The organism is Planctopirus sp. SH287, from assembly GCF_056500625.1.
This window is the reverse complement of sequence record NZ_CM151403.1, coordinates 2929727-2953700: the sequence shown is the minus strand read 5'-3', so window position 1 is coordinate 2953700 and position 23974 is coordinate 2929727. Positions and strand designations below refer to the sequence as shown.

General features: G+C 53.9%; 17 protein-coding genes. 9 read left to right on the top strand and 8 right to left on the bottom strand.

What is annotated here, in order from left to right:
* Positions 1-41 precede the first annotated feature (41 nt).
* Positions 42-542, bottom strand: a complete 501-nt coding sequence (locus SH287x_RS10870; RefSeq protein WP_479514334.1) for a hypothetical protein — start codon at positions 540-542, stop codon at positions 42-44.
* A gap of 547 nt (positions 543-1089) precedes the next feature.
* Between SH287x_RS10870 and SH287x_RS10865 the strand changes: the two genes are divergently transcribed.
* The gene (locus tag SH287x_RS10865) at positions 1090-3408 is read left to right on the top strand and encodes a HEAT repeat domain-containing protein (protein ID WP_479514333.1); all 2319 of its coding nucleotides are present in this window, start codon (positions 1090-1092) and stop codon (positions 3406-3408) included.
* Positions 3409-3680: 272 nt separating this feature from the next.
* Positions 3681-3851 (top strand): hypothetical protein, encoded by a 171-nt coding sequence (locus SH287x_RS10860; RefSeq protein ID WP_479514332.1) that lies wholly within the window; start codon positions 3681-3683, stop codon positions 3849-3851.
* 497 nt (positions 3852-4348) lie between these two features.
* Here SH287x_RS10860 and SH287x_RS10855 read toward each other — a convergent pair whose 3' ends face one another.
* From SH287x_RS10855 to SH287x_RS10840, 4 genes are all read right to left on the bottom strand, one after another.
* Positions 4349-4648 (bottom strand): hypothetical protein, encoded by a 300-nt coding sequence (locus tag SH287x_RS10855; protein ID WP_479514331.1) that lies wholly within the window; start codon positions 4646-4648, stop codon positions 4349-4351.
* A gap of 837 nt (positions 4649-5485) precedes the next feature.
* Positions 5486-6691 (bottom strand): alpha/beta fold hydrolase, encoded by a 1206-nt coding sequence (locus SH287x_RS10850; RefSeq protein WP_479514330.1) that lies wholly within the window; start codon positions 6689-6691, stop codon positions 5486-5488.
* Between the two features lie 124 nt (positions 6692-6815).
* Entirely contained in the window at positions 6816-8312 is a 1497-nt protein-coding gene (locus SH287x_RS10845; RefSeq protein WP_479514329.1) for a c-type cytochrome, read from the bottom strand.
* A 22-nt stretch (positions 8313-8334) separates the two neighbouring features.
* On the bottom strand, positions 8335-10377 hold the full coding sequence (locus SH287x_RS10840) for a YjhG/YagF family D-xylonate dehydratase (protein WP_479514328.1): 2043 nt from the start codon (positions 10375-10377) through the stop codon (positions 8335-8337).
* 345 nt (positions 10378-10722) lie between these two features.
* Here SH287x_RS10840 and SH287x_RS10835 point away from each other — a divergent pair, with 345 nt between their 5' ends.
* Complete coding sequence (locus SH287x_RS10835) at positions 10723-10881, top strand: hypothetical protein (RefSeq protein WP_479514327.1); 159 nt, start codon at positions 10723-10725, stop codon at positions 10879-10881.
* Positions 10881-11198 (top strand): hypothetical protein, encoded by a 318-nt coding sequence (locus tag SH287x_RS10830; RefSeq protein ID WP_479514326.1) that lies wholly within the window; start codon positions 10881-10883, stop codon positions 11196-11198. Before SH287x_RS10835 ends, SH287x_RS10830 begins: the two co-directional genes overlap by 1 nt.
* 52 nt (positions 11199-11250) lie before the next feature.
* Here SH287x_RS10830 and SH287x_RS10825 read toward each other — a convergent pair whose 3' ends face one another.
* Both SH287x_RS10825 and SH287x_RS10820 read right to left on the bottom strand, forming a co-directional pair.
* Positions 11251-12750 carry a DUF1501 domain-containing protein gene (locus SH287x_RS10825; protein WP_479514325.1) on the bottom strand — a complete coding sequence of 500 codons (1500 nt, stop codon included), beginning with the start codon at positions 12748-12750 and terminating at the stop codon, positions 11251-11253.
* A gap of 127 nt (positions 12751-12877) precedes the next feature.
* Positions 12878-16342 carry a DUF1553 domain-containing protein gene (locus tag SH287x_RS10820; RefSeq protein WP_479514324.1) on the bottom strand — a complete coding sequence of 1155 codons (3465 nt, stop codon included), beginning with the start codon at positions 16340-16342 and terminating at the stop codon, positions 12878-12880.
* Positions 16343-16900: 558 nt separating this feature from the next.
* Here SH287x_RS10820 and SH287x_RS10815 point away from each other — a divergent pair.
* From SH287x_RS10815 to SH287x_RS10795, 5 genes are all read left to right on the top strand, one after another.
* Positions 16901-18058: a M24 family metallopeptidase gene (locus SH287x_RS10815; protein ID WP_479514323.1), complete on the top strand. Its 1158-nt coding sequence runs from the start codon at positions 16901-16903 to the stop codon at positions 18056-18058.
* Between the two features lie 349 nt (positions 18059-18407).
* Positions 18408-18647, top strand: a complete 240-nt coding sequence (locus tag SH287x_RS10810; protein WP_479514322.1) for a hypothetical protein — start codon at positions 18408-18410, stop codon at positions 18645-18647.
* 129 nt (positions 18648-18776) lie between these two features.
* Positions 18777-19658 carry an ExeA family protein gene (locus tag SH287x_RS10805; protein ID WP_479514321.1) on the top strand — a complete coding sequence of 294 codons (882 nt, stop codon included), beginning with the start codon at positions 18777-18779 and terminating at the stop codon, positions 19656-19658.
* Between the two features lie 80 nt (positions 19659-19738).
* Entirely contained in the window at positions 19739-21172 is a 1434-nt protein-coding gene (cls, locus tag SH287x_RS10800) for a cardiolipin synthase (RefSeq protein WP_479514320.1), read from the top strand.
* Between the two features lie 208 nt (positions 21173-21380).
* Positions 21381-22403 carry a glycosyltransferase family 2 protein gene (locus tag SH287x_RS10795; protein WP_479514319.1) on the top strand — a complete coding sequence of 341 codons (1023 nt, stop codon included), beginning with the start codon at positions 21381-21383 and terminating at the stop codon, positions 22401-22403.
* Between the two features lie 1011 nt (positions 22404-23414).
* On the opposite strand, the gene lptE is transcribed toward SH287x_RS10795, so the two are convergent.
* Entirely contained in the window at positions 23415-23972 is a 558-nt protein-coding gene (gene lptE, locus SH287x_RS10790; protein ID WP_479514318.1) for an LPS assembly lipoprotein LptE, read from the bottom strand.
* Between the last annotated feature and the right edge of the window lie 2 nt (positions 23973-23974).

Below are 23974 nucleotides of genomic sequence, written 5' to 3'. Positions count from 1 at the left end.
CAGGTATTCTTGCCATCAAAGACGCGTCTTGGCCCCATCACTTATTGATCGTAAGGTTGAGAAAACGCTGGCACTGGTGGCACTGCTGGCACTGGTACTGTCGGCGATGGTGGCATGACAGGAGTCGTCGGCGTGGGGGCTGGCGGAAGTGAATTGCTCGGTAACGTTCCGGCTGGCGCCCCGTTCTGCGGCAGATTCTGCCAGCTGTCGCGTTCGATCGCATTGTTCGGATAGACGTACGGATAAGCTTGTGGATACGGGTGACAGCGGCAGGGAGGCGTATAGCAACCCTCTTCGCTGCAACGTTGCTGACATCCTCCACAGACATGACACTTTGTGCCACACCAGTCGGCTTTCCCGATCCGGGTCAGATCCCACTTGGGCGACCAGAAGTATTGAGCGTTGCACTCGTGGTCGGAAATGTCATCAATGACGCCGGCATATGGGTCAAACAAACGGCAGCATTGGCAGCCGCTCGTGCCGACCAGCCCCAATAACCCCAAGCCCATGAGTAGCATGGCTGTCGAAAATGTGTAGCGCATGCGTCTCCCCTCCAAGTTTCCCCTGGTGGTGGTATCGGCGACGACTCCTTCCGGAATTGAGGATTTTACGGACTGGGTTGAATGAACGGAAAGAATCAGTCGTGAGGTTTCAGGAGTGACAGTACGACCTCATCTGTTTGGCCTGGATTCGCTCATATTGACAAGGGATTGCCAGGAAATGTCAAACTTTAACGAATGTGGCGATTGTGACGACATGCCTACCCTGCACTCTACGGAAAGTTCCGAAGGGGTGGTCGAAGTGGCTGATTCCATAGAAGCGTCACAACCGATACCTCGAAGGACAAGGAAAAGGAATCACATCAAGAACAGCACTGGAAGACGTCTTCTTACCGGTGGTGTTCGGGATCTCCTGGCGGCGAAAAATGGCCGTCTCTGATGTCTATCTCCTGATGGCCGAAGTCTGCGAATCAGTGTTGCCCATTTTGTGAATGAGGCTGGTGTTGCGGCGTGTGTGCCATGTCGGGCCACGATCGTCATCTTCAACGAATCCATCCAAAACGGGCGTCACAACGGAAGGTGCAGAGTCATGGTTAAGTGGTATCTTCTTCGAAATGTGCTTCTGGCTGCCGTGGTTGTGACCGCTGGTTCAGGCTGTGCCCGCTCCAGCCAGACCGTCACCGGCTGGTTTGATCGAGAGCCTAAGGTCGACGCCAAGGGCGAACCATTGGCAAAAGATAAAGAAGTCCTGGCCAGCAAAGAGAAGGAAAAGTCTTCTCCAGTTGCTGAAGAGGATGAAGGTGTGAAGAAGGCCAGCTGGTTCAGCTGGGGCCGTGATGACGATTCTTCCAAGTCAAAAGCTGACGACAAGAAATCGACCGTCGCATCCAAAGAGAAAGAGACCGAGGCAAAATCCTCGAAAGATCAATCGGATCAGAAAGCTTCTACCGAGAGTCAGCTTGCTCAGAAAGAGAAGGCCGATAAATCCAAGCCTTCCACCAACTCTTCCAGCACAAAAGCGTTTGCCGGAACATCATTGGCTGAAAAGTCTGCCAGCGGTGATGCTTCCAGGAATGCTTCCGCCGATCAGGAAGGGCTTGCCAAGACCGGTAAGAACTCTGCCAAGGCCACTCGCGGTCCTTCTCATGATTTGATCCCCTCTGATGAAGATCCATTCCTGGCCGAAGCACTGGCCGATATTGCTTCCGGTCGTGGTGAAGGGCCAGAGCGGGTCGCTGGGAAAGTGACCACGACTCCATCGGCCAATAAGTCAATCGCCGCGAAATCCGCAGCTGAAAAATCATTGACCGAGAAAACACTGGCAGACAAAACTGCTGCCAAAAAAGAAACAGAATCCAAGGTGGCAGCAACGTCACCAAACACCACCAAAACAGGTTCAGTGGCCGAAACGAAATCCGCTGTGAAGTCCGCTGTACCGGCTCGCCCCAGTTCAGAAATCACCGGCGAGGACGAATTTGCCTCGTGGATCGCCAAAATTGAAGGTCGAACCGATGCGACTGGCACGCCAGAGAAGTCCGCATCCGAAACTCGCACCAGCGAGTCACGACCCAGTGCAGAAAAACTGGTTGCTTCTGTGAAGTCTTCCAACGACCTTCCCAAGATGGATAAGTCTGCCATCGACCGGGTCGGCACCGAAAAATCGAAAACTAGCTCTGACATTGTTCAAGCTTCACGATCCAGCGCTGGTGATGATCTGCCAGCCTGGGCGAAAGAAGAAACGGCCAAAGTCGAATCATCAATGGCAAACGCCGAGCAAAAAACTCGCGAACGCATTGGGGATATGAAGTCTGAATCTGCCAAGAAAATTGAAGGCCTCACGCGGTCATTGAAGTCGAGTGCCAATGACTCCCGTGATCTGGTCGCGAATGAGCTGATGGAAACAAAGGCCATCGCCAGTACCGAATGGGACAACGCCCGCACAAATGCAGTGGAAAGTGGTCGTGAGGCTGTCACTGCCAAGACCAATCAGTTTGCAGATCTGGTTGATGAAAAGAGTCGGGCCGCCAGCGATGATGTCTGGGCTACGATCGACGAGCAAAAGGGGCGTGTCTCTCAGGCAGCTTCTCAAACTTTGGCCAAGGTTGAAGAGTCCTATGATTGGGAAGCGGCTGTTGGAACGGCCTCTTCAGCAGTCGCTCGCAAGACCGGCGGAACAGCTCCGGCAGTCACCGGGCTGATTGAAAAGTGTGGTGCACTGTCAGCTGACGTGAAACCTCTGGTCGCCGGGCTGGAAACCACCAGCGTCGATTCCATTCGTCATAATGTGCATCGTCTGGGCCAGATGGACACCAAGGGACAGGAAGCTGTCCCGGCCTTGAACGCCCTGCTCGATCACCAAGATTCCTACGTTAAAGTTCACTCGGCCCTGGCTTTGAGCCGTCTCAATGCCGAGTCACCAAAGGTTCTCAAGACGTTGGTGGGTGGGTTGAAGTCTCCTGATGCCGGTGTTCGCAGTTTCTCCGCTGCGGTGATTGGTGAATTGGGGCCACTCGGTTCGGAAGCTCTTCCGGCTTTGGCCACCTCGCTGGATGATTCCGATGGCTACGTTCGCCTGCATGCAGCGGAAGTGCTGGTTCGCAATGATCGCTTTGCCAGCCGGGCTTTAGAAACACTACAAAACTGCCTCAAAGATAAAGATGAAAACATCCGCTGGCTGGCCACCTACTCGCTGGCAGAACTGGCTCCACAGCGTCCTGACACGGTTCTCAGCCTGCTGAAAGTCGTGAACGATCCTGTTCAACGAGTCAGAGTGGGCGCGGTCTATGCCCTGGGAGAAATCGGAGCCATGGCCCGTCCAGCCATCCCGGAACTCGAACAGGCTGCGACCGATCCTGACAAGGACTTACGAGCCGCTGCTCAATATGCGTTGCAGCAGATCAAGTCCTGATCGTACTTCTGTGACATGACTGATCATGAGAAACAGCCACTGATCTTTACGATTGGTGGCTGTTTCTCTTTTATATAATTGACTTGATACATGATCAGGCAGAAAACGGCATGGTTTCACTGGCCAGTGGGTAGCAAAGGAGGTTCAGGCGGCCTGAACCGCTTGGAAGCGAGAAACCTCTTGTGGCTGTGCCACCCCGGTAGAAATGGGAATTTCAACCGGGGCCACCCTGCGACAGATCGACATGGGCCACCTCACAGAAGCGACTCCAGATGCCGACCCACGGCCTGCATGATTCCTACAAAAGTCGCATTGCCCACTTCTACCAGGTTACTCAGCATGGCGCAATCGCCCTGGGGCGACCCTGCTGTCACAATGGTGAAAAAGAATATCCTGCCATGATGATTCCTGCGGTCATCGCTCATTTGATCGGGTTTCTCTGAGCTGGTGGGTTGCGCAAAGCCTTAACGCCACCCTACTTTTGGCATCGACTAATCATGTGAATTCAGATTTTAGCTACGTAGGGCAGGCTCCAGCCTGCCGGTTCGTGGGATAGGGGGATCACCGGGTAGCACAGGTTGCCCGTCTTCGGGCTACCTGTGTGCTGTAGGCACAGGAGGTACAGACGGCCTGAACCGCTTGAAAGCGAGAAACCTCTTGTGGCTCTGCCACCCCGGTAGAAATCGGAATTTCAACCGGGGCCACCCTGCGGCCTGAACCGCTTGGAAGCGAGAAACCTCTTGTGGCTGTGCCACCCCGGTAGAAATCGGAATTTCAACCGGGGCTACCCTGCTGTGAAATCTCAAAAGGATCCGGCGATGGTTACCAGCCATCACCGGATCCTTTTTTCGTGATTCCCTCTTTGGTTTCACTTGCCTCTTGTGTCTGGCCACTCAGGTCGTTGTGTACTGTCAACCTGAGTCCCGTGTAAATAGTATTTCTAGGTGTCGATATAGAATGATACACGCCTGTCGTTAATAAGGAGTTGCAACTTTTTAATCTGAATCGCATGGCTGCCAGCATAAACAGCCGTGAAATTCATTCTATTGATCTCTTCATCTAAAGAATCAACAAGCGGTATTATTTGGCCGTTGACGCACTGTTCGTATTCCGTAAATAACGAAAGAAGCTGTGGCGGCAAGCAGGTGTCTGTGATATTGCCTTTAAACAGAAGACCGTCAAATCTACCCTCGGCACGCGCGATTATTTCTCCGTTTGATCCGACAATTTCTACTTCCATCTTCTTGTCCTATGGCGGGGTGGGACAGGTTGCCGGTTTTCAGTCTACCTGTATGCTGAAAGTGCAAAAGACCAATTGCCGACGAACAACGGTACGCACAGAGGCATAAGTTGAGCCTCGCTTCCCGACCTGTAGGTCAAATGAGGTGAGGGTCTTCAGCAAGCGAATATTTAGTTATGCCGGCCTCTTGCGGTTCCGCAGCCAGGTAGACTGAGTTCAGTCAGCCTGAGCCACTCTGCGAAGTCATTGAAAACCCACTTCGGCTTATGTGTGTGTCGTTTTTTTCTGCCAGATGAGTAAGATACCTGGATGTTCGTGCATTCTCCAGGTTTCCAGTCATAGTCAAGCCTTATCTTCAATGAAGTGAGTATCAGAAGGTTGACTTGGTTTTGAGGTCTCTATGCTTAGATTCTTGATCCCCGTGACCTGGTTCATCACCAGTTTTATCTCGATGAGCACTTGTGCCTTCACTCAGGAAACTGAGATCGTCACCGACATCGCTAGTAGCGTAGGGCAGGCTCCAGCCTGCCGGTTCGTGGGATAGGGATCACCGGGTAGCACAGGTTGCCCGTCTTCGTGCTACCTGTGCTACCGGAGGCACAGGCGGTTCAGGCGGCCTGAACCGCTTGGAAGCGAGAAGCCTCTTGTAGCTATGCCACCCCGGTAGAAATCGGAATTTCAACCGGGGCTACCCTGCTGGTGGGTTGCGCAAAGCCTTAACGCCACCCTACTTTTATGCATCGACTAATCATGTGAACTCGGATTTCAGTAGTTGTCGTAGAAATCCACATTCGCTTTATATAACATTGAGCAAAGTTATCTACAAACGGTATGGTTTCATTGGCCAGCAGGGAGATCAACCGGAGAGTTTGGAAGTGGAGGAAACAAAGGTTCGCTCCTGGGGATGGGTTCACATTGCCCGTTGGATCGCAACGAACCTGTTTCCAGAAATCTCATGGCGTGCTCTCCCACTGGCTGGTTTCGCATCATGAAGGAGTGAATCACGGGAAGTGTGATGAAGTCGGTAGCGCCGGGAAGCCGCGTGCTGGCGACTTCGACGGTGCCGTCATCATCTCCTTCGATAAACGGATTCCAGCCACCACCATCACCACGAGCGCCGGCGATGATCGCAAACTCGAAGTTGGGCGTGGGCAGCCGGGGAATCAAGCCATTCGCATCCGTCACCAGTTGCTGACCAGCAGGCCCGAGCACGGTGCGGAAGACATAATTGTTGCGAAGATGATCTGCCATATGTGCCCCCTGATTGGGGGTTCCCAGCATCACCAGGCGTCCAATACGGGGATCGTGATGATTTTCTAAATAGGCTCGCAGCACCAGTCCCCCCATGCTGTGAACGATAAAATGGATTTTCTCAATCCCATCCAATGACTCGATGCTCTGGTGGAGATATTCCGCGCATTCGTGAATATCAACCCGCGTGCTGGGATAGTCGAACTCCAACCCCAGCATCTGATGTTCTTCAGCCAGCCGGGCAAGTGTTGACATCGACTTCGAGGATCGCACGATGCCATGAACGAAGATCACGCAGGTGCCCGCCATGGGCGGAATCTTGTCTCGAACCCGGATCTGCTCCAGCATCTGCTGGCAATCCTTCAATGAACCAGTGGCCAATCGGCGGTCGCATCCATCCAGCAGACGGAAATGTCCAGTAAACACGTTCTTCTGGATTCTGAAGTGGTGGAACATCTGCACGTCACCCCAGAACTGACGGCCACCCAATGTGCTGGCCCAGATGCTGCCTGTGGGAACCCGTTCTGAACTTCCCATGGGTTGTTCCTCGTTGCTATTGGCGGGTTGAATCTGAGACGGTGTTTGCTGTTTTTCTGGCAATTGATGGGTTTGCAGTGGGTGGGTTTCCACTGGAGTGGAAGGAGTTGGCATAGTGGTTGAAGGCGGCCCAGCACATTGAGCGATGGAGCACGGCGAGAACACATTCCATAGCCCGACCGTCAACAGGCCCCAGGTGAAAAGCCGCGAGTGTGGAAGAGATGATTCCGGGCGGCCCCTGCTGTTCTCATTCATGTCCGAGTCCATGGAAGATGCTCTTACGATCTTTGAATAACGCCACAATGGGTGGTCTCCGCAGCGGAAAGACTGTGAACGGTTATCTTCGTGGCCTGATCACGATCACAGCGACCCCCGACCCTCACAGCGTCTTCAAATACTCCAGTAACGCCTGTTTTTCATTGTTATTCAACGCATTGGGATAATCATGCCCTTTGGCTGACTTTCCCTTCAAGCGGGTTTCAAAATACCTGCGACGCTCGGCAGGAGAATCGATGTTGCCGGGCATTTTTGTCAGTTCTTCAACCTCAATCCCCACACGCCCTGTGTCATAGCCATCTTCCGAACGCTTCCAGATCTTTGGCCGCTGGTCAGGATGCAGGACATGCCATAAGGTCGGGACACTTCCATTGTGCAGATACGGCGCGCTGGCCCAGATGCCAACCAGAGGCGGCGCCACATACCCTGAAGGATCGAGGATCACTTCATCTTCGCCATATCGACTGACCCAACTCTCTTTCATCCATAGGCGGTAGTCGACAGTCAATGCGTTTAATCGCACCGGGTCAGTCCCAATCTCATCGATCGGAATCGTTTTTTGCTGATAGACCACCTCATCACGCCGCCGTGAGGAATCTTTCTGTAATGTCCCGGCTCCATAGGTTCCATGGCAACTGGCGCAGTTGTTCTCAAACACAAGGCGGCCTCGGGCTGCCAGTGATTCGTCGACCGGGAAGGGATATTTGGGAGCTTCCACCGCTTCAATCCAGGCCTGAATCGCCTGGAAATCTTCTTCCCAGCCATAGATGGTCTCTCGATCATTGATCGGGAGCAGCATGAACTGCATCAATGGCCGGTGGGTCTTGGGAGCAAAGCCATCACAATAGAGTGAGGTCTTGTATTTCACATTCCAGAAAGGGGGAGCATCGACATCATGATGCACCGTCGGGGGAACTTTCCGGCTCAGATCAACCGTCATGTCTGGCAAACGGAAGGCCCCCAGAATCACACCAAAAATGACCGAATTGGTTGTCCCGTTGGATGCTCCTAAAGGAATGGTCAACGAGGCGATATCCAGATGAGACAGCTGCTCTTTGCGTGCCTGCTTGACCTTCCGTACATCTTCGGCAAGCGTATGCAAAGCGATGTGGCTGTTGGGAAGCCCTGCCTGTGCCTGGCCAGCAACCTTACCTCCATGGCAGGCCAGGCAAGTCATCACCCAGTCGCCATGAACTGTTTTCAGATACCCAAGCGGGGGAGCCTCAGGCGACGTCTCTTCAGGATCTTCAATCAAACCATAATACGAATAGAGCAACCGCTGCTTGCCAGCGTCGTCAGCCGCCTTGTACCGGGTTTGCCAGGACTCGGGCCAGGTCGTCCAGAGTTCCTGAAAATGCCTGTCGTGAAAATCAGGCGGAAGGAAGGCTTTGGATTTCAGAACCTCATAACCTTGGGCGGGAGTAAAAATCGGCTTGGCAGTAAGACTCTCTTTCTTATCAGCCCCTTGTACAGCTTCAACCCCGAAAACCAGGCTTGCGGGAGTCAGGAGCATCAGACAAATCGCCCACCGGTTGAACAGGCAGCTTCTTTGCGTTCCCCTTGCTGACTTGCTCAGGCTGCGATGATCGCACAACACCATGTCATTGAGCCTGCAAGACCCGTCAACAGTTGCTTTTTGTGTGGGTAGTGAAAAACAGTCCATCGCCGTCTGACCCTTGAGTGCCGAGAGATTTGGCCTGTCCTGATTCAAGTGCGCTGACAATCGCATTGACATCGTAGACACATCCGCCCCAAGTCCCACCCCCAAATTGCTGAAGTGCGGCCCAAAGTTTTGTATCGTCCGGCAAATCGACATCCGGAGCCAATTTCGGATGGGGCTGCCGACTGGCCAGAATCCTCGCTCCATGTTCTGCGGTAAAGGTGGTTTCCCCTTCACCAATAAAATTCATGGTGCCAGTCAGATCCCGCGTGTCGATTCGCACTTCAACGAGATCACCGTCCCTGAGCTTACCAATCGGCCCGCCCGCGAGTGCTTCCGGCCCGACATGGCCGATGCAGGCTCCCGTCGAAACCCCTGAAAATCTCGCGTCGGTGATCAGCGTCACTTCTTTACCAAACGGGAGATAACGAAGACTGGACGTGATCTGATAAGTCTCTTCCATGCCGCAACCGAGCGGCCCGCGTCCAGCCAGAATCAGGATATCGCCCGCTTTGACCGGAGGCTGGATCTGCCCTTTGACCGCCCGGATCGCTTCGCGTTCGGTCGTGAACATCCGGACTGGCCCGATCTTGTGATAGACACCATTCGCATCCAGCGTGGTCTTATCAATCGATGTCGCCTTCACCACAGACCCCTCGGGAGCGATGTTGCCCTTGGGGAAACAGACGGTGCTGGTTAATCCCCGTTCTTTGGCACGTGGAGGAGGCATGATGACATCGTCAGGATCAACACGATCCCGCCGCTTCAAAACGTCTCGGACACGCTGACGACGTTCGCTATGCTCCCACCAATCGAGAACATCACCCAGCGGCTTGCCGGTCGCCGTCATGGCGTCCAGTTTGAGCAGTCCCAACCCTCGCAGATGGAGCATCAGTTCCGGCACGCCTCCTGCCAGGAAAAATCGCACCGTCGGATGACCCACCGGGCCATTGGGTAAACAGTCCACCAGACGTGGAGTCGCCAGATTGACCCGGTTCCAGTCTTCAGAAGTTGGTCGCATGAGTCCTGCGGCATGAGCAATCGCAGGGACATGCAGCAACAGATTCGTCGAGCCACCGCAAGCGGCATGGACGACCATGGCATTGTGCAGCGATTCCGGCGTGAGGATTTTCTTCATCGTCAGGCCCGTAAGCTGCTGTGTCACCACGGCCCGGGCCGACCGGGTGGCCATATCCAGCCAGACAGGTTGTCCTGAAGGTGCGAGTGCCGCATGAGGGAGCGTCATCCCTAAAGCTTCCGCCACCACCTGCGAAGTGGCTGCAGTGCCAAGAAACTGGCACCCGCCACCGGCTGAACCACACGCCCGGCACCCCGCTTCGGCGGCATGCTCCAGCGTGATTTCTCCCTTGGCATATCGGGCACCAATGCTCTGAACCTTGCCTGTGTCTTCGCCTTGAACAGGAGGAAGAGTGACGCCACCCGGTACAATCACGCAGGGAAGATCGTGCATGGCTGCCAGCGCCAGCATCATGGCCGGCAGCCCTTTATCACAGGTTGCCACACCAATCACCCCCTGTCGCACAGGAAGCGAACGGATGAGCCGCCTTAGAACAATGGCCGCGTCATTCCGATAAGGAAGGCTGTCCATCATCCCCGTGGTTCCCTGCGTGCGGCCATCGCACGGGTCACTCACAAATCCAGCAAATGGCAAGCCTTCCAGGCGATTGATCTCTTCGGCAGCGGCCCGCATCAGCAGGCCGACTTCGTAATGTCCCGTGTGATAGCCAAGTGCGATCGGCTTGCCATCTTCGCCGCGAATCCCCCCTTGTGTGCTGAGGATGAGATATTGCGGCCGCAAGACCTGATCCACCGGCCAGCCCATGCCCGCATTTTGAGTCAGGCCAAAAAGATCACCGCTGGGAGCATTGCGGAGAATTTCATCCGTGAGCGGCAACGCTCCTTGAGGGCCGGGGCCACTGGTCTCAATGTTCCAGAGATCCGGATGGCGGGAATCGACGATGTCCTCAAAGGAGGCTGGCTGCATGGCTGGCTTTCGATCCATCAGTGAGTGCAAACTTCAGAAGCGACGCTTTGATGGTAACAGAAAGCACGTCAAGAATTGATAGTTGGACGTCGTCCATTGAAGGCACAAGAGCAACGACCTCCCACCCCTTGGGAAGGAAGAATCTTCTGTGACAATCCTGATCTCCACTCATCGCGACTCATTTCGTCCAATTTTCGCTCGACGCACCCGTCAGATGTTTTAATAGAATAGGAGTCGACTTCACCTGCGAAAGAGTCACCAATGGCCTGGTTTGAATTCTTCTGAACACCGGATACCGAAGAATATCTGGCCCAGCATGGTGTACCGGTAGAGGATTTCGAGTATGTGGCCTGTTTTCCGACAAACCGTGAAGAAAGTAACGCGTCGGAGAACATGATTGCCAAGGGCTGTGACCGCACTGGCCGCTGGCTGATCTGTGTTTATGACAAGATCGATGACATGACGATCCTGCCGGTGACGGCGTATGAACCAACGGAGAAATGATGAAAAAAGAATTTTCCATCAGCCCGGAGGAACTTCAGGCAAAGCAGCAGGCAGCCATCGCCGAGCGACCTGCCATTGAGGCCAAACTGCAATTGGCCGAAGCGGCTGCCAAAGAACCGACTTTCTCAGGGTGGCTTCGTCGGCAAATTCACGCCCACCCGGAAGTCTCATTTCAACGACTGCAGGAAGCTTCTGGGCTGGGAAAGCATCCTTTCATTGATTTTCTGGAAGGGAGCGCCCCTATCAGTACCGAACAGGCGGACGCTCTCTGCACTGCGTTAGGCATTGTGCCCGCCGGTTCAGAGAAAGTTGCGTAAGGCTGTCTGGATAGAAGTGAGTGGAATAAGAAACGCAGCCTCTCTTTGTATACTAAGCCAGAATGGGCTGAATCACTTCGCCATGGACGTCTGTCAGGCGATAGTCGCGTCCCTGAAAACGATGCACCAGTTTCGTATGGTCAAAGCCCAGCAAGTGCATGATGGTGGCTTGAACATCGTGAATATGCATGCGGTTTTCGGCAATCGAAAAACCCAGCTCATCAGTGGAACCATACGAGAATCCCCGCTTGACACCCCCGCCGGCCATCCACATGGTAAAGCAGTCCGGGTAGTGGTCGCGCCCCAGAACTCCGCCCCCTGCCGTTCGCCCTTCACGAAAAGGTGTCCGGCCAAATTCACCGCCACAAATCACCAGCGTGTCTTCAAGCAGGCCACGTTGCTTCAGGTCTTTCAATAGAGCCGCCACCGGCTTGTCCATCGTCCGGCATTTGTTCGTCAGGCCATCACGAATGTCTTCTCCCGGCCCTGTGCCGTGGAAGTCCCAACCCCAATCGAACAACTGGACGAAACGAACACCCTGTTCCACCAGACGCCGGGCCAGCAGACAGTTGTTACCCAATGACGATTCACCGGGCTTGGCGCCATAGGCTTCTAACACGTCCGCTGGCTCGCGGGAGATATCCATCACCTCGGGAACAGAAGCCTGCATCCGATAGGCCAGTTCGTACTGCGCAATCCGGGTCAGCGTTTCGGGATGGCCTTCCGTCGCCGCCTGGATCTGGTTGAGATCACGCAGCGTATCGAGGGTTTGCCTTCGCAGTTGCCGATCCATCCCCGCGGGATCAGACGCATAGAGGACAGGGTCACCCTTGGATCGGCATTGCACCCCCTGAAAGACCGAAGGGAGGAAGCCGCTGCCAAAGCTGCTCTTGCCACCGTTCGGCTGCACGCCGCTGGAGATGAGCACAACAAAACCAGGCAGGTTTTCACTTTCAGAACCCAGGCCATAAGTGACCCAAGAACCGAGTGAAGGGCGACCCGCGCGAGGCGAACCGGTCAGTAACAAGAGTTCAGCCGGCGCGTGATTAAACTGATCCGTGGTGACAGCTTTCAGCATGCACAGTTCATCAGCCATCGTCTGAAGATGTGGAACAGCATCGGAGAGCCAAAGCCCCCCTTCACCATATTGTGCGAACTGACGCGGGGTGCCGAGAAGTTTTGGCGTTCCTGAAGTGAAGGCAAACATCTTCCCTTTGAGAAACTGATCAGGACATTCCTGCCCTGTCCGCTTCACCAATTCGGGCTTGTAGTCATACAGATCCAGATGGGGCGGTGAACCGGTCAGATGAATGTAAATGACCCGCTTGGCCTTCCCTTTGAAGTGTGCGGGATGCGGAGCCATGGGGTTCACCACGCGACCCAATGGCGTTTGACCCGTGTTCGTGCTGCTTTCGGCGGCCTGAGATGTGGTCAGCTTGGCCCCGAATTGCGACGCCAGAGCCAGACCGCCCAACGACAAGCCGGTCTGACCAAGAAAGTATCGCCGCGTTTGTGCGGCTGTCGACGAAAGGGATTGCAGGTCAGGCGTCATGATCAGAACCTTTGCGGGGTTTTGTCAGTGAAGAATTTTCAGCGAAAATGCCAAGGTCACTTGAGAAGAACGAGTGGTCTCTCTCACTCTTCATTATCTATTTGTCTGTTAATCGTACGATCAAAGGTCAGCGTTTCATCAGTGCCTCATCGAGATTCAGCAGGACATTGCAAACGGCTGTCCATGCGGCAATGCTCGGAGCCAGCGAGATTTCAGTCGGGCCGGCCTGTGAGAGCAGACGGGCCTGTTCGGGATTCTGCTGGAACTCGGCGAAACTGGCGTCATAGAGTTGACGCACACTTTCGACTTCTTGCGTTGTGGGCGGACGGCAGAGAATTGTCATCCACGCCAGAGTGATTTGTGAGTCCAGGGATTGATCTGCCGGAAGGGGAGATTCCTTAATGATCCGGCGAGCCATCTGTTGAGCCGCTTCAATCACCACGGGATCATTAAGTGTCACCAAGGCCTGAAGTGGCGTATTGGTACGTATCCGACGGAGATTGCACACCTCGCGTGTGGGTGCATCAAAGGTGGTCATGGATGGGTAAGGGTTTGACCTTCGCCATTGGGTGTAGATGGCTCGACGGTACTTGTCTTCCCCCAGACTGGTTTCCCAATCCGTGTTGCCACCGAAAGCGGCATTGAGACCAAGTTTGGGTTGTGGTGGTCGAACTGGCACCCCCCCCATTTTGTTGGAGAGCAGCCCACTCACGAATAAAGCCTGATCACGCACCATTTCGGCACTCAGACGCAAACGTGGGCCACGGGCCAGCCAGCGGTTATCGGGATCAGCTTGATAGGCTTCTGCTGTTGTCCGTGATGATTGCTGGTACGTCTCACTCAGGACAATCGTCTTGAGAAACGTTTTCAAATCCCATTTCACACGGTGGAGTTCGGTTGCCAGCCAGTCGAGCAGTTCGGGATGACTGGGAAGTTCGCCTTGAGAGCCGAACTCTTCGCTGGTCGAAACCAATCCCACGCCAAACAGATCTTCCCAATAGCGGTTGGCAATCACGCGAGCAGTGAGCGGGTTCTCTTCACTGATCAGCCATTGCGCCATTTGCAGGCGGTTTTCTACATTCTGAAATTTTGCTGACTGGAAGATGGCCGGAATACCAGGAGAAACTTCTTCTCCCTTTTCAAGGTAGTTGCCGCGAAGCTGGATATGAGTTTTACGCCGCTGGTCTCCCGATAACTCCTGACAGACAGGAACAGTCACCTCTTTAATAGCAGCCAGGGATTTTTCATGTGCGGATTTTTCTTCTCGCACTTTATTCAGAGAAGGATGACTCTCTAAAAACGCTCGTGCCAGTGTCTTGACCTGTGTCGGAGTCCGCTGGTTACGTTCGATCAGCAGAATCGTGCGAACTGCCTCAGAGTAATTCAACCAGTTGGTGAGGTGAGGATCAGAAGTGGCCAGAACCCGGAACGATCCCAGCAGATGGTTCGCATATGACGATTTTTGTGAAATCGTAACCACCAGTTCCCCCGCAGTCTGAGCGGTGAAAGGCTGCTTCAACACCAGAGTCAATTCATGGGCCTGGCCCTGTTGTCCACCGACAGCCCAGCCTTTGCTCTTCTTATCAGACTTGATGACCTGATCGGCGGAAAAGCCCGATTGCGAATAGTCCGCAATCGCAGCCTCGAAAGGTAACGCTGCACTTCCATTTGTTGGCAACGTCAATGTTGGTGAAGGGACTTCTGGTGGCGATTGCGTCCAGATGACTTGACGATTGGCGTCAAGTAGCTCAACGACATATCCTGAGAGTCTCTTTTGCAGGGATCCATCTGTTCGGTTCCAAAGCACGATCTTTTCGATCGGGCACAGTTCTTCCAGATCCACTTCCCATGAAGGATTTGTCGAGACAGCCGTGTGAGTGACCGAATTCGCATTGAAGTCGCCATCGGTGTTTCCATCGACTGCCCGCTCGGCAGCGCCGCCAAAATCGGTCGAGCTTTGATGGGTCGGCTTTCGCAACGCAAGATTAGAACTGGTGGTTGATATCGAATTACGCCCAAAAACCTGAACTTCCGCCAGATGGATCATCTTCTGGTCACCTGGCAGGCGAATACGAACAAACCGAGCCATGGGCAAAGCGGCAGTGTTTTCCTCTGGAACAAACTCAGCTTCGATAGAGGAAATCACAAAGTTCCCACCACCATGCCCCGCGCCACCACCAGGAAGTGACTGATCGGGAAGGGTTTCAATCTTCAGACCACTAATCATTTCAGCGGCAGCCACAGGGAGACGGAGAGTGTATGAGTCCCGGTTGGCTGATTGGCTGGCCAGCAGGCGGCTCTCGTCGCCAATCGTGGTGGGCAATCCACTTTCTCGCGAGAAAAGAGTCGGCTTCTTTGCCTGCCATGTCAGTGCACGGGGGAACTTTTCATCCCAGGCAACAAAATCACTCGCGAGGTGATCCGGCAGCGTTGAAAGCTGCTGATCCAAACCCGCGATCAAACCCGTCAGACGGTCTCGTTCTGAATCCTGCTCAGGCGTAAACCAGCGTTCCAGCGGTGATTCATCCCGTCGATCAGCATCGGAGGTATTATTTAAAAGGGCATAGAGCTGGAAGTATTCTTGATGTGAGAGCGGGTCATATTTGTGAGTATGACACTGGGCACAGGCAATCGTGGTGCCCATCCAGACTGCAAGCGTCGTATTCACACGATCCACCACAGCCACGGTGCGGAACTCTTCATCGTTGGTTCCCCCCTCGTTATTGGTGAGCGTATTGCGATGAAAGGCGGTCGCAATCCGCTGCTCACGCGTGGAATTGGGCAGCAGGTCTCCCGCCAGTTGTTCAATCGTGAATTGATCGAACGGCTTGTTCGCGTTGTAAGAATTGATCACATAGTCACGATAGGCCCAGATCGTTCGTTGTGGATCATCTGCATAGCCTGCCGAATCCGCATAGCGGGCCAGATCGAGCCAGCGGTGAGCCCAATGTTCCCCGTACGCCGGACTGGCGAGCAAACGATCAACCAGCTTTTCATAAGCATCAGACGATTGGTCATTCACAAACGCCTGGACTTCGTCAATCGTTGGTGGCAATCCCGTCAGATCGAGGCTGATACGCCGAATCAGCGCGGCTTTGTCGGCGGGTGGTGCCGTACGAAGGTTCAATTCTTTTAAGCGATGTCTGACCAATTCATCAATCGCGCCAGCAGTGACAAAGGGAGACAAATCCGGCTGATGCTGGGTGGCCACCACCTGCGGTCTGACCGGCTTCACATAGCTCCAATGAGGCGCGTAGGGTGCTCCTTCCTTGATCCACTGTTTGAGCAAAGCCACATCGTTCGCAGAGAGTTTTCGTCCCAGGGAAGGGGGAGGCATCACCAGATCAGGGTCGTCTGAAAGGATACGCTCGAGGATTCCACTGTGATCGGGATCACCAGGCTTGATGGCTTGCGAGCCACCTCCCAGATCGAGCGTCGCACCGTCGAACGTATCCAGCCGCAAGCCGTCGGTGCCCCCTTTGCGATCAGCCTCGTCGGGGCCGTGGCAGTGGTAACAGGCATTTGACAGGATGGGCTTGATGTCTTTGACAAAGCTGACGGGAGCCGCGTGACCCAATGAACAAGTGGTCAAAAGCGACAGGAAGCATCCAGTAATTGGAAATATCGACCTGATGTCCATAAGAACCTCAAAAGATCGTCATCAAATGGAGGTGGCGAAGGAAGGATGCCTGCAAGAAGCGAAACTTCAGCAGACATTATAAGGTGGGAGATTCACTGACCGTTGGGCTAATTTGGCTTGGTGGAAATAACACCAAACCATCACCACCTCTCAATTTGACAGAAATCTCGCCAGAAGCTGTCAGGAGGACGGTCAGGTCATGAGTAAGACTACCGGCGCACTGTTCGTCAGGCCATAGAGAAACACCAAAATCTCTCCGATAATTGACCTGTTAATTAATCAACATATTTAACGCAGTGCCCGACACAGCCTCAAACTTGATTCAGGAGCAATTGTCTGACTCACCAGGAAAGAGGAAAGCTTGCCGCTTCATTACGAACTTTCTTGAGTGTTAATTTGTGTTTTCAAGCGAAACATCTGTCTTGGGCGTGCTACACTTGGTAATTCTACGGGGATAACACGTCCCATTCGCATTTTGACTCTCTTTGAGAGATGATCGAGGCCAAGTTCATGGCAACACTCGTCGATCAATCCGATCCTCTTTCGTCGGCAGAGTTTGTGACCGTTGATCCGGCACTGGCTGCGCTTGTCGATCGAAGGCACCAGCGGATCAGTGAGTGGTTGAAAACTCACCATTATGACGCGGCGCTGCTGACCGATCCTGTCAATCAGGCCTGGCTGTCGGCGGGGGCGGATTTCTCTGGCAGTGATGCGACTGGCCCTTCGACCGCCATGTTTATCACTCCCGAATCACGCGTGATCGTCAGCCATAATGTGGCTTCGGCTCGTGTGTTTGAAACATGTATCGGCGGCATGGGGTTTCAGATCAAAGAGCGGCCTTGGTATGAACCATTGGAAGTGCTGTTGAGTGACCTCTGCCGCGGTCGGAAGGTGATTCTTGATCGGTATGGGCCTCTGGGAGATGTCAAACCCGACGTCTTCCGTAATTTCCGCTGGCCGCTCGACGATCATGATGTTGAGCAACTGAAAATGGCGTCGAAGATTCTGACTCATGGAGTCGAAGCGACTTGCCGCGGTTGGTATCCCGGCAAGACCGAATCAGAACTGGCGGGCGAAGTCTCTCATCGGTTACTGAAACATGAAATGACTCCCGTAAGGATTCAGATTCTTGCAGACGGCCGTTCCCGCCGGTTTCGTGACTGGACGTGGAGCAATGACGAGTCGACTCACTCAGTCACGATTGTTGCGGTGGGGCGTTACAAGGGCCTGCACTGCGGTGTCGCCCGAACCGTTATGGAAGGAGGCCCGGAAGGGTCTGTCGCGGAATCCTGGGAGAAAATTGCCCTGGTGCTGGCGACAGCCATGTTTTTTTCTCAGGGAAGCACTCCGCTGGCAGATGTCTGGGGAAAAGTCAGCCGGATCTATGAGAAATTTGGCTGTGCTGATGAATGGGAGCAGGCTCCTCAAGGGGAGATCATGGATTACAGCCGGGTTTCAGCCCTGATTACTCCTCAATCGAAAGTGGCCATTCCTGCAAGGGCAGCACTTTTTTGGCGGCCATCAATTGGTGTTGCCATGGCTGGCGAAACCGTGCTGGCTTCTTCACAGGGTGCACGGGTTTTGACCCATAGCGACGATTGGCCCACCTGGGATGTTGAAATCAAAGGAAGCACAATTCCCGTTTCGGCCATTCTTTCCCGTCGATAAGCCTCTTTCTCGCACTGAATGAGTATGAATCAAACGATATCAGATCTTGATATTCGTCAGGGTTCTGGAACGATTGGTTCTATTCTCACGACGGTCAAAACCCCCGTTCACTCCGGCGAAATCCGCCCCTCATCATCACAATGACGCCTGCCGGGCGCAATTTGGCCGATGATGCTTTGTAAGGAACGTGAGATTTTAAGCGGCTTTACGGATTGTAGCGAAGTTTTCGTGTGAACCATCCGATGAAATAGGGGCCGGGCGGGAGTGTTTTTCCCGTTCGTCTCGCAGAGATTGCCGGAATCGGTCGCATAAGACGCGACCCTCTCTTCGCCAGTGGCAGGATGGAACTATGAACGGATTGCAAACGACCGCTTGGCGGATGTCAGTTGTCGCAATGGTGGCTTCGGCTTCGCTTTCCATGTCGGGCTGCTTCCAGACCACTGTTGGTGGCCAGACACTTCCGTCAGCCTATTATCTTGATGACGACGTGCAATATTTCCCTGCCGGGCCGGAAACTCGTCTCTACAACGAGATCCAGGCCATGGAACGTTACAAGATCGAGAAAGAGCAGCTGGAAGCGTCCTACTAAAAAGTGGGGCGATCAGTGGCGATGAGACGCTCATGGAATCATGAGTGTGCCCGTTTTCATCGCTGGCGGTTTATTTCCTTTGAACGATTCATACCGGTTGATCCTCATGTCGCATTGGCATGAAGATCGATGCGATTCTTTCCACTTCCTTCACGTGTCAGACGACAGGTGCCCGACATGATGCCGGAAGATTCCATCACGTCCCGTTCACCGTTTCGCCCAACCGTGGATCCTGTGGACTATTTTGTCAGTATCGAACACGAAGAAGCCCTCTCCCGTTTGTGGTATCTGGCGGAAACTCGCCGTCCCTTGGGAGTTCTCAGTGGCCAGGGTGGAACGGGAAAGTCCTTCACTCTGCATGTGCTGGCCCGTGAACTGATCAGCCAGAACATGGAAGCGATCCACGTGGATGCCACCGGCATGGATCGTCATGAACTCCTCTGGCGCATCGTGGAAGCACTGGGCCTGGGGCCAGATGTTGAAGAGAGTTCGCTTTGGCTTTGGTCTCGACTGACCGATTTTCTGGAGGGCTATGCAGCGACCCAGCGGCCTCTGGTCATCATGGTCGACCATTGCCAGACGCTCGACCCCGCAGCAGGGCATGTGTTGCGGCGTCTGGTCTCCATTTCCCTGTCAGCCCGTGCCAACGTCACCTGGCTTTTCTGCATCGGTAAGGCTCATGAGCATGCTCACCTGGCCTGGCTGGAAGAGATGAGTTCGCTAAGGATTGAAATTCCCATCTGGTCATCAGCCCGTTGTGACGAATTTCTTCGCTGGCGATTATCGACGACAGGGCATCAGCTTCCACTCTTCACGAAAGCCGCTGTGGATCGACTCTACACCAGATCCCGAGGCATTCCTGCCGAGATTTGTCGATTGGCAGACTTGGCGATGCTGGCCGGGTCTGTCGAAGGGCGTGAATTGATTGGTGCCGAGACCATTGATTGCGTCGCCCAGGAACTGATTGCCGAAGTGGCCACAGGAAAAGCGAGTCCCGTTCTATTTGACTGAGGCTCTGGCAGAATGCACCATGATTCTGTGACCTGCACAATGTCGTAAGCCGGTTGCGGTCGCATTAAGGATCATGGGACGTGTTTGATTGGCTGCCGGGATTTCTGACGGTTATCGGCTACATCCTGTCATGGTCGTTAGTTGCTGTCGTGCTATTGACGAAGCGTCGTCAGGAGACCGCGACTGTCGCTTGGATCATGGCCATTATTACGATCCCCTATATAGGAGCATTACTGTTCCTGACATTCGGGCTAAATCGTGTGGAGTCCCGGGTTCAGGGACGATTAAAAGCCTGGAAGCGGCTGCGTCATCGCATGCCAGAACTTTCCGAGCGGCATCTGCTCGATAATGAGCGACTGACACCCTTGCAAAAGAATCTGGCTAAAGTGGGGACCCGGCTGTCAGAAAGCCGACCGACGATCAATAACCGCGTCGAACTTTTGCACGATGCCAAACTGGCGTTCGAGGAAATTGAAGAAGCCATTCGCAGCGCCAGTTCCACGATCCATCTCGAATACTACATCTGGCAACCGGATCGTATTGGAACACGCCTGCGTGATCTGTTGATTGCCAAAGCGAAAGAGGGAATCACGGTTCGTTTTCTCTATGACTCGATTGGCTCGATGAGGCTTTCCCGAAAATTTATCGCCCCCATGCGGGAAGCCGGGATTGAGATTTCCGCTTTTGTTCCCGGCCGTGGGTGGTATGAAGCCTGGTCGCTCAATCTAAGAAATCATCGCAAGATCATCATTGTCGATGGAAAAATTGGCTTTACGGGCGGAATGAATGTTGGTGATGAGTATTTGAGCCGCGATCCGCATTACGGCTATTGGAGCGACACACACTCTAAACTGGTCGGCCCTACTGTTCTGCAACTGCAACTGATCTTCGCCGAAGATTGGCATTGTGCCACAGGGAAAGAAATCTCGTGGCAGGACGATTTTCCCTGGCCAGAAGAACATGGGCATATCGAAGCTCAGGTCGTCGCTGGTGGGCCTCACCTTGAGGACAGCGTCTTTCAAACGTTGTTCTTTGTCGCCATAACAGAAGCCCGGCATCACATTACGATCGAAACCAGTTACTTTGTTCCGACCAATGCGCTGGTCTCTGCCCTGGAAAGTGCAGCACTGCGTGGTGTGAAGGTTCGGTTACTCCTTTCTGGTGAGAAAGGGTACTGGTACACACGGATGGCAGGCCGTTCAAGCTATCATCCACTTCTCAGGGCGGGTGTCGAAATCTGGGAATTCGACAAAGGGTATCTGCATTCCAAAACGTTGACGATCGATGGCGAGTATTCTCTGGTCGGTAGCCCGAACTTTGATTCTCGTAGCGTTTTTCTCAATTTTGAAGTGGCCGTGGCTTTGTACGACCTCGGCATCTCCGAGCAGTTGAACACCCAGTTTGAAATTGATGTTCTGAATGCCCACCGCATCGACCGGGATCTCTGGTCGAAGAGGCCCCTCTGGCAAAAACTCCAGGAGAACTGGGCCAGAATGTTTGCGCCAATTCTCTAGCCATCCCTGTTTCACCGCCGGGAAGATCATCAATGCGTTCAGACCAAGCTTTCTCTTGTTGAAATCCAGGAGGTCTGGACGACTGAGGGCTGATCTGGCAAACTCTGCACTTAATCTGTTTTTTGATTATTGATCTGCCTGCATTGATGGCACGGATGCCATGATCAACGATGCAAATGCCTTGGATGTCGGCAACAGGCTCACAAACATGCACGTCTCGATTGTCGTTCCCATTTACAACGAGCTTGAAAATCTTCCATTGCTTCACGCGGCGATCATGCGCGTGATGGATCCATTGGAACACACCTGCGAACTGATCCTCATCAACGATGGTTCCACCGATGGTTCTACGGAAGTGATGAACGAGATTGCCGCAGCCGATGAGAGGGTCAAGCTCATCGAGTTCCGTAAGAATTTTGGTCAGACAGCGGCCATGCAGGCGGGCATTCAGGCTTCTACCGGCGACGTCATTGTGACGATTGATGGTGACCTTCAGAACGAGCCTGAAGATATCCCGATGATGCTTGCCAAAATTGAGGAAGGTTACGACCTCGTTCATGGCTGGCGGAAGAATCGTCAGGACGCGGTACTTCATCGGAAGCTACCGTCGGTCTGTGCAAACTGGCTGATCGGTCGCGTGACGGGCTTCCCGGTTCATGACCTGGGTTGCACGCTCAAAGCAATTCGCAGTGAAATCGCCAAAGAGCTTCAGCTTTACGGCGAAATGCACCGTTTCATCCCCATTCTGGCCCGTCAACGGGGTGCTCGCTGTATCGAAGTAGTCACTCGCCATCATCCTCGCCGCTTCGGTGTTTCCAAGTATGGCCTGGGACGCGTCACCCGTGTGCTGCTCGATCTGGCAACAGTGAAGTATCTGATTCAATACGCCGTCAGTCCCATGAAGCTATTTGGAATGATGGGGCTATTGGCCATGTTCGTCAGTGGCGTTTCTGCCATGGCCAGCGTGGTGCTGAAGTTTGGTTATGACTTCGACATGACTGGCAATCCATTGCTTCTCTTGAGCGCTGTTTCGGGTTTGGCATCGATACAATTTGTGTTTATTGGCCTGCTCAGCGAACTCTGCTCGCGCATCTATTTCCAGGTGCAGAACGTGCAGACCTATGCCGTTCGTAAAACGACAAACTTTGAAACGGTCTCACTGGCCATTTCACCCAACCCGGCTTTTCATCGCGAATCATTACCGCAGGATCAACAGCGCAAGGCCGCTTGATTTGCTACTGAATCCATGGAATGCGTCCTGCTAAGAATCCAAGGATTTCACTGAGAATTGCGTGCAGGCATGATTGCTGCACTGAGCAAGCATGCCTGCACGACTAAAATACCGACAAGAAAAGTCCACGACCGATCAGGGCCGCGCAGAGAGTCGCCGTCACGAAGTTTCCTTCGTGAGAACCACGCTTGCGAACTTAAGCACCTGTCCCACCGGTTTTGCTTTTCCTGAGAATCACGGGGATCCAATTGTTGTCGGAAGCCGTTGTGAAGCTCAGAAAATGACCTGACATTCCAGAGAATCATCTTGGCGGCAAGGAATCACTCCGTTGCCGCTGACAATCCTTTGCGGCCAACAAGTCGGAAAACCAGTCGGAAATCTCGAATTCGAGTTGAGAGCGCCACAGGCCTCTCAAGCTGGCAGCCTCTTGCGACACTGCCGGCACAACACGGCCCTGATCAAGCCGCTGACGAGGGTCATCTTCCGGATCGCAGGCTGGCCCATTGATGGCCCTGACCGACGAGGCGCGCCCAGCGAATCCCCTCTAACCTAACCAACCTTGGTGCGCCCACCTTGTTGTGCGCTCAGAGTTGCGCACTCAGAACCCTCTCCCGCGTCTTCGCGGGTGAGGGCTCTTCATCCTGAGTCACGTAGGGTGCATGAAGCGAAGCGCAATGCACCAACTCCCCCGTGTCATTGCCACCCGACCCACTGATTCGCCAACCGCCTATTTACAACCCAACGAGCACCACCCTGGCGGCGTAAGACCCATTCGTGAATCAACAACCGACCCTCATACGCCGCCACGAAGCCCGCAAGGGCCCCGCAAGGGAAGCAAGCCAACGAGCCTGCGGATCTTTAGCCCAAGTCCCGGCCGATAGGCCCAAACCCCGCAAGGGGCTGGCGGCGTAAGACCCATTCGCGGATGAACGACTGACCCCCATACGCCGCCACGAAGCCCGCAAGGGCTTGAAATATCTCTCAACGCGCCATTGATTTCCGGAAAGCGAATTACCAGGGCATTTCCATCATGTTGACGATCCGCTTGGCCAGGAGAGATGTGCTGTCAGCAGTCGCTGTGGCTAACGATTGCCCCACTTCCGGAGCAAACTCGGCTTGCATGGAAAGTGCCGTTGTCCCATTTTCCAAAGGAGCCTGCTCGCGGGCCAGAATTTCCCCGCTGCGAAGATCTTCCCAGGTGACATGCACCATCAGCGACACTTGAAGTTCGCGTGGGTCATCAAAGTTCGTTTCACCCAGCACATCCTTACGAATCTCAACGATCCGTCCGGTTAGGCGGGTGTCCGCTTGATCTCCATCAACCAGCTTGAAAGGAGTCCGTGTCCGGATTTCCTTCTGAACAGCTTCGGTTAATTGATATTCAATTCCTCGCCGGAATGTCTCGTTGGTAAAGATCGGGACGCTCACGGAACGGATTTGCGGGCTATAGGCGTTTCCCACCATATACCCACATCCAGAGGCGGAAAAAAAAGGGAACGCCCCCAGCATTGCGAGAATTTCGCGACGGGAAATCGGACAACCAGCCGACTCGAACTCAGTGTTTCCCATGA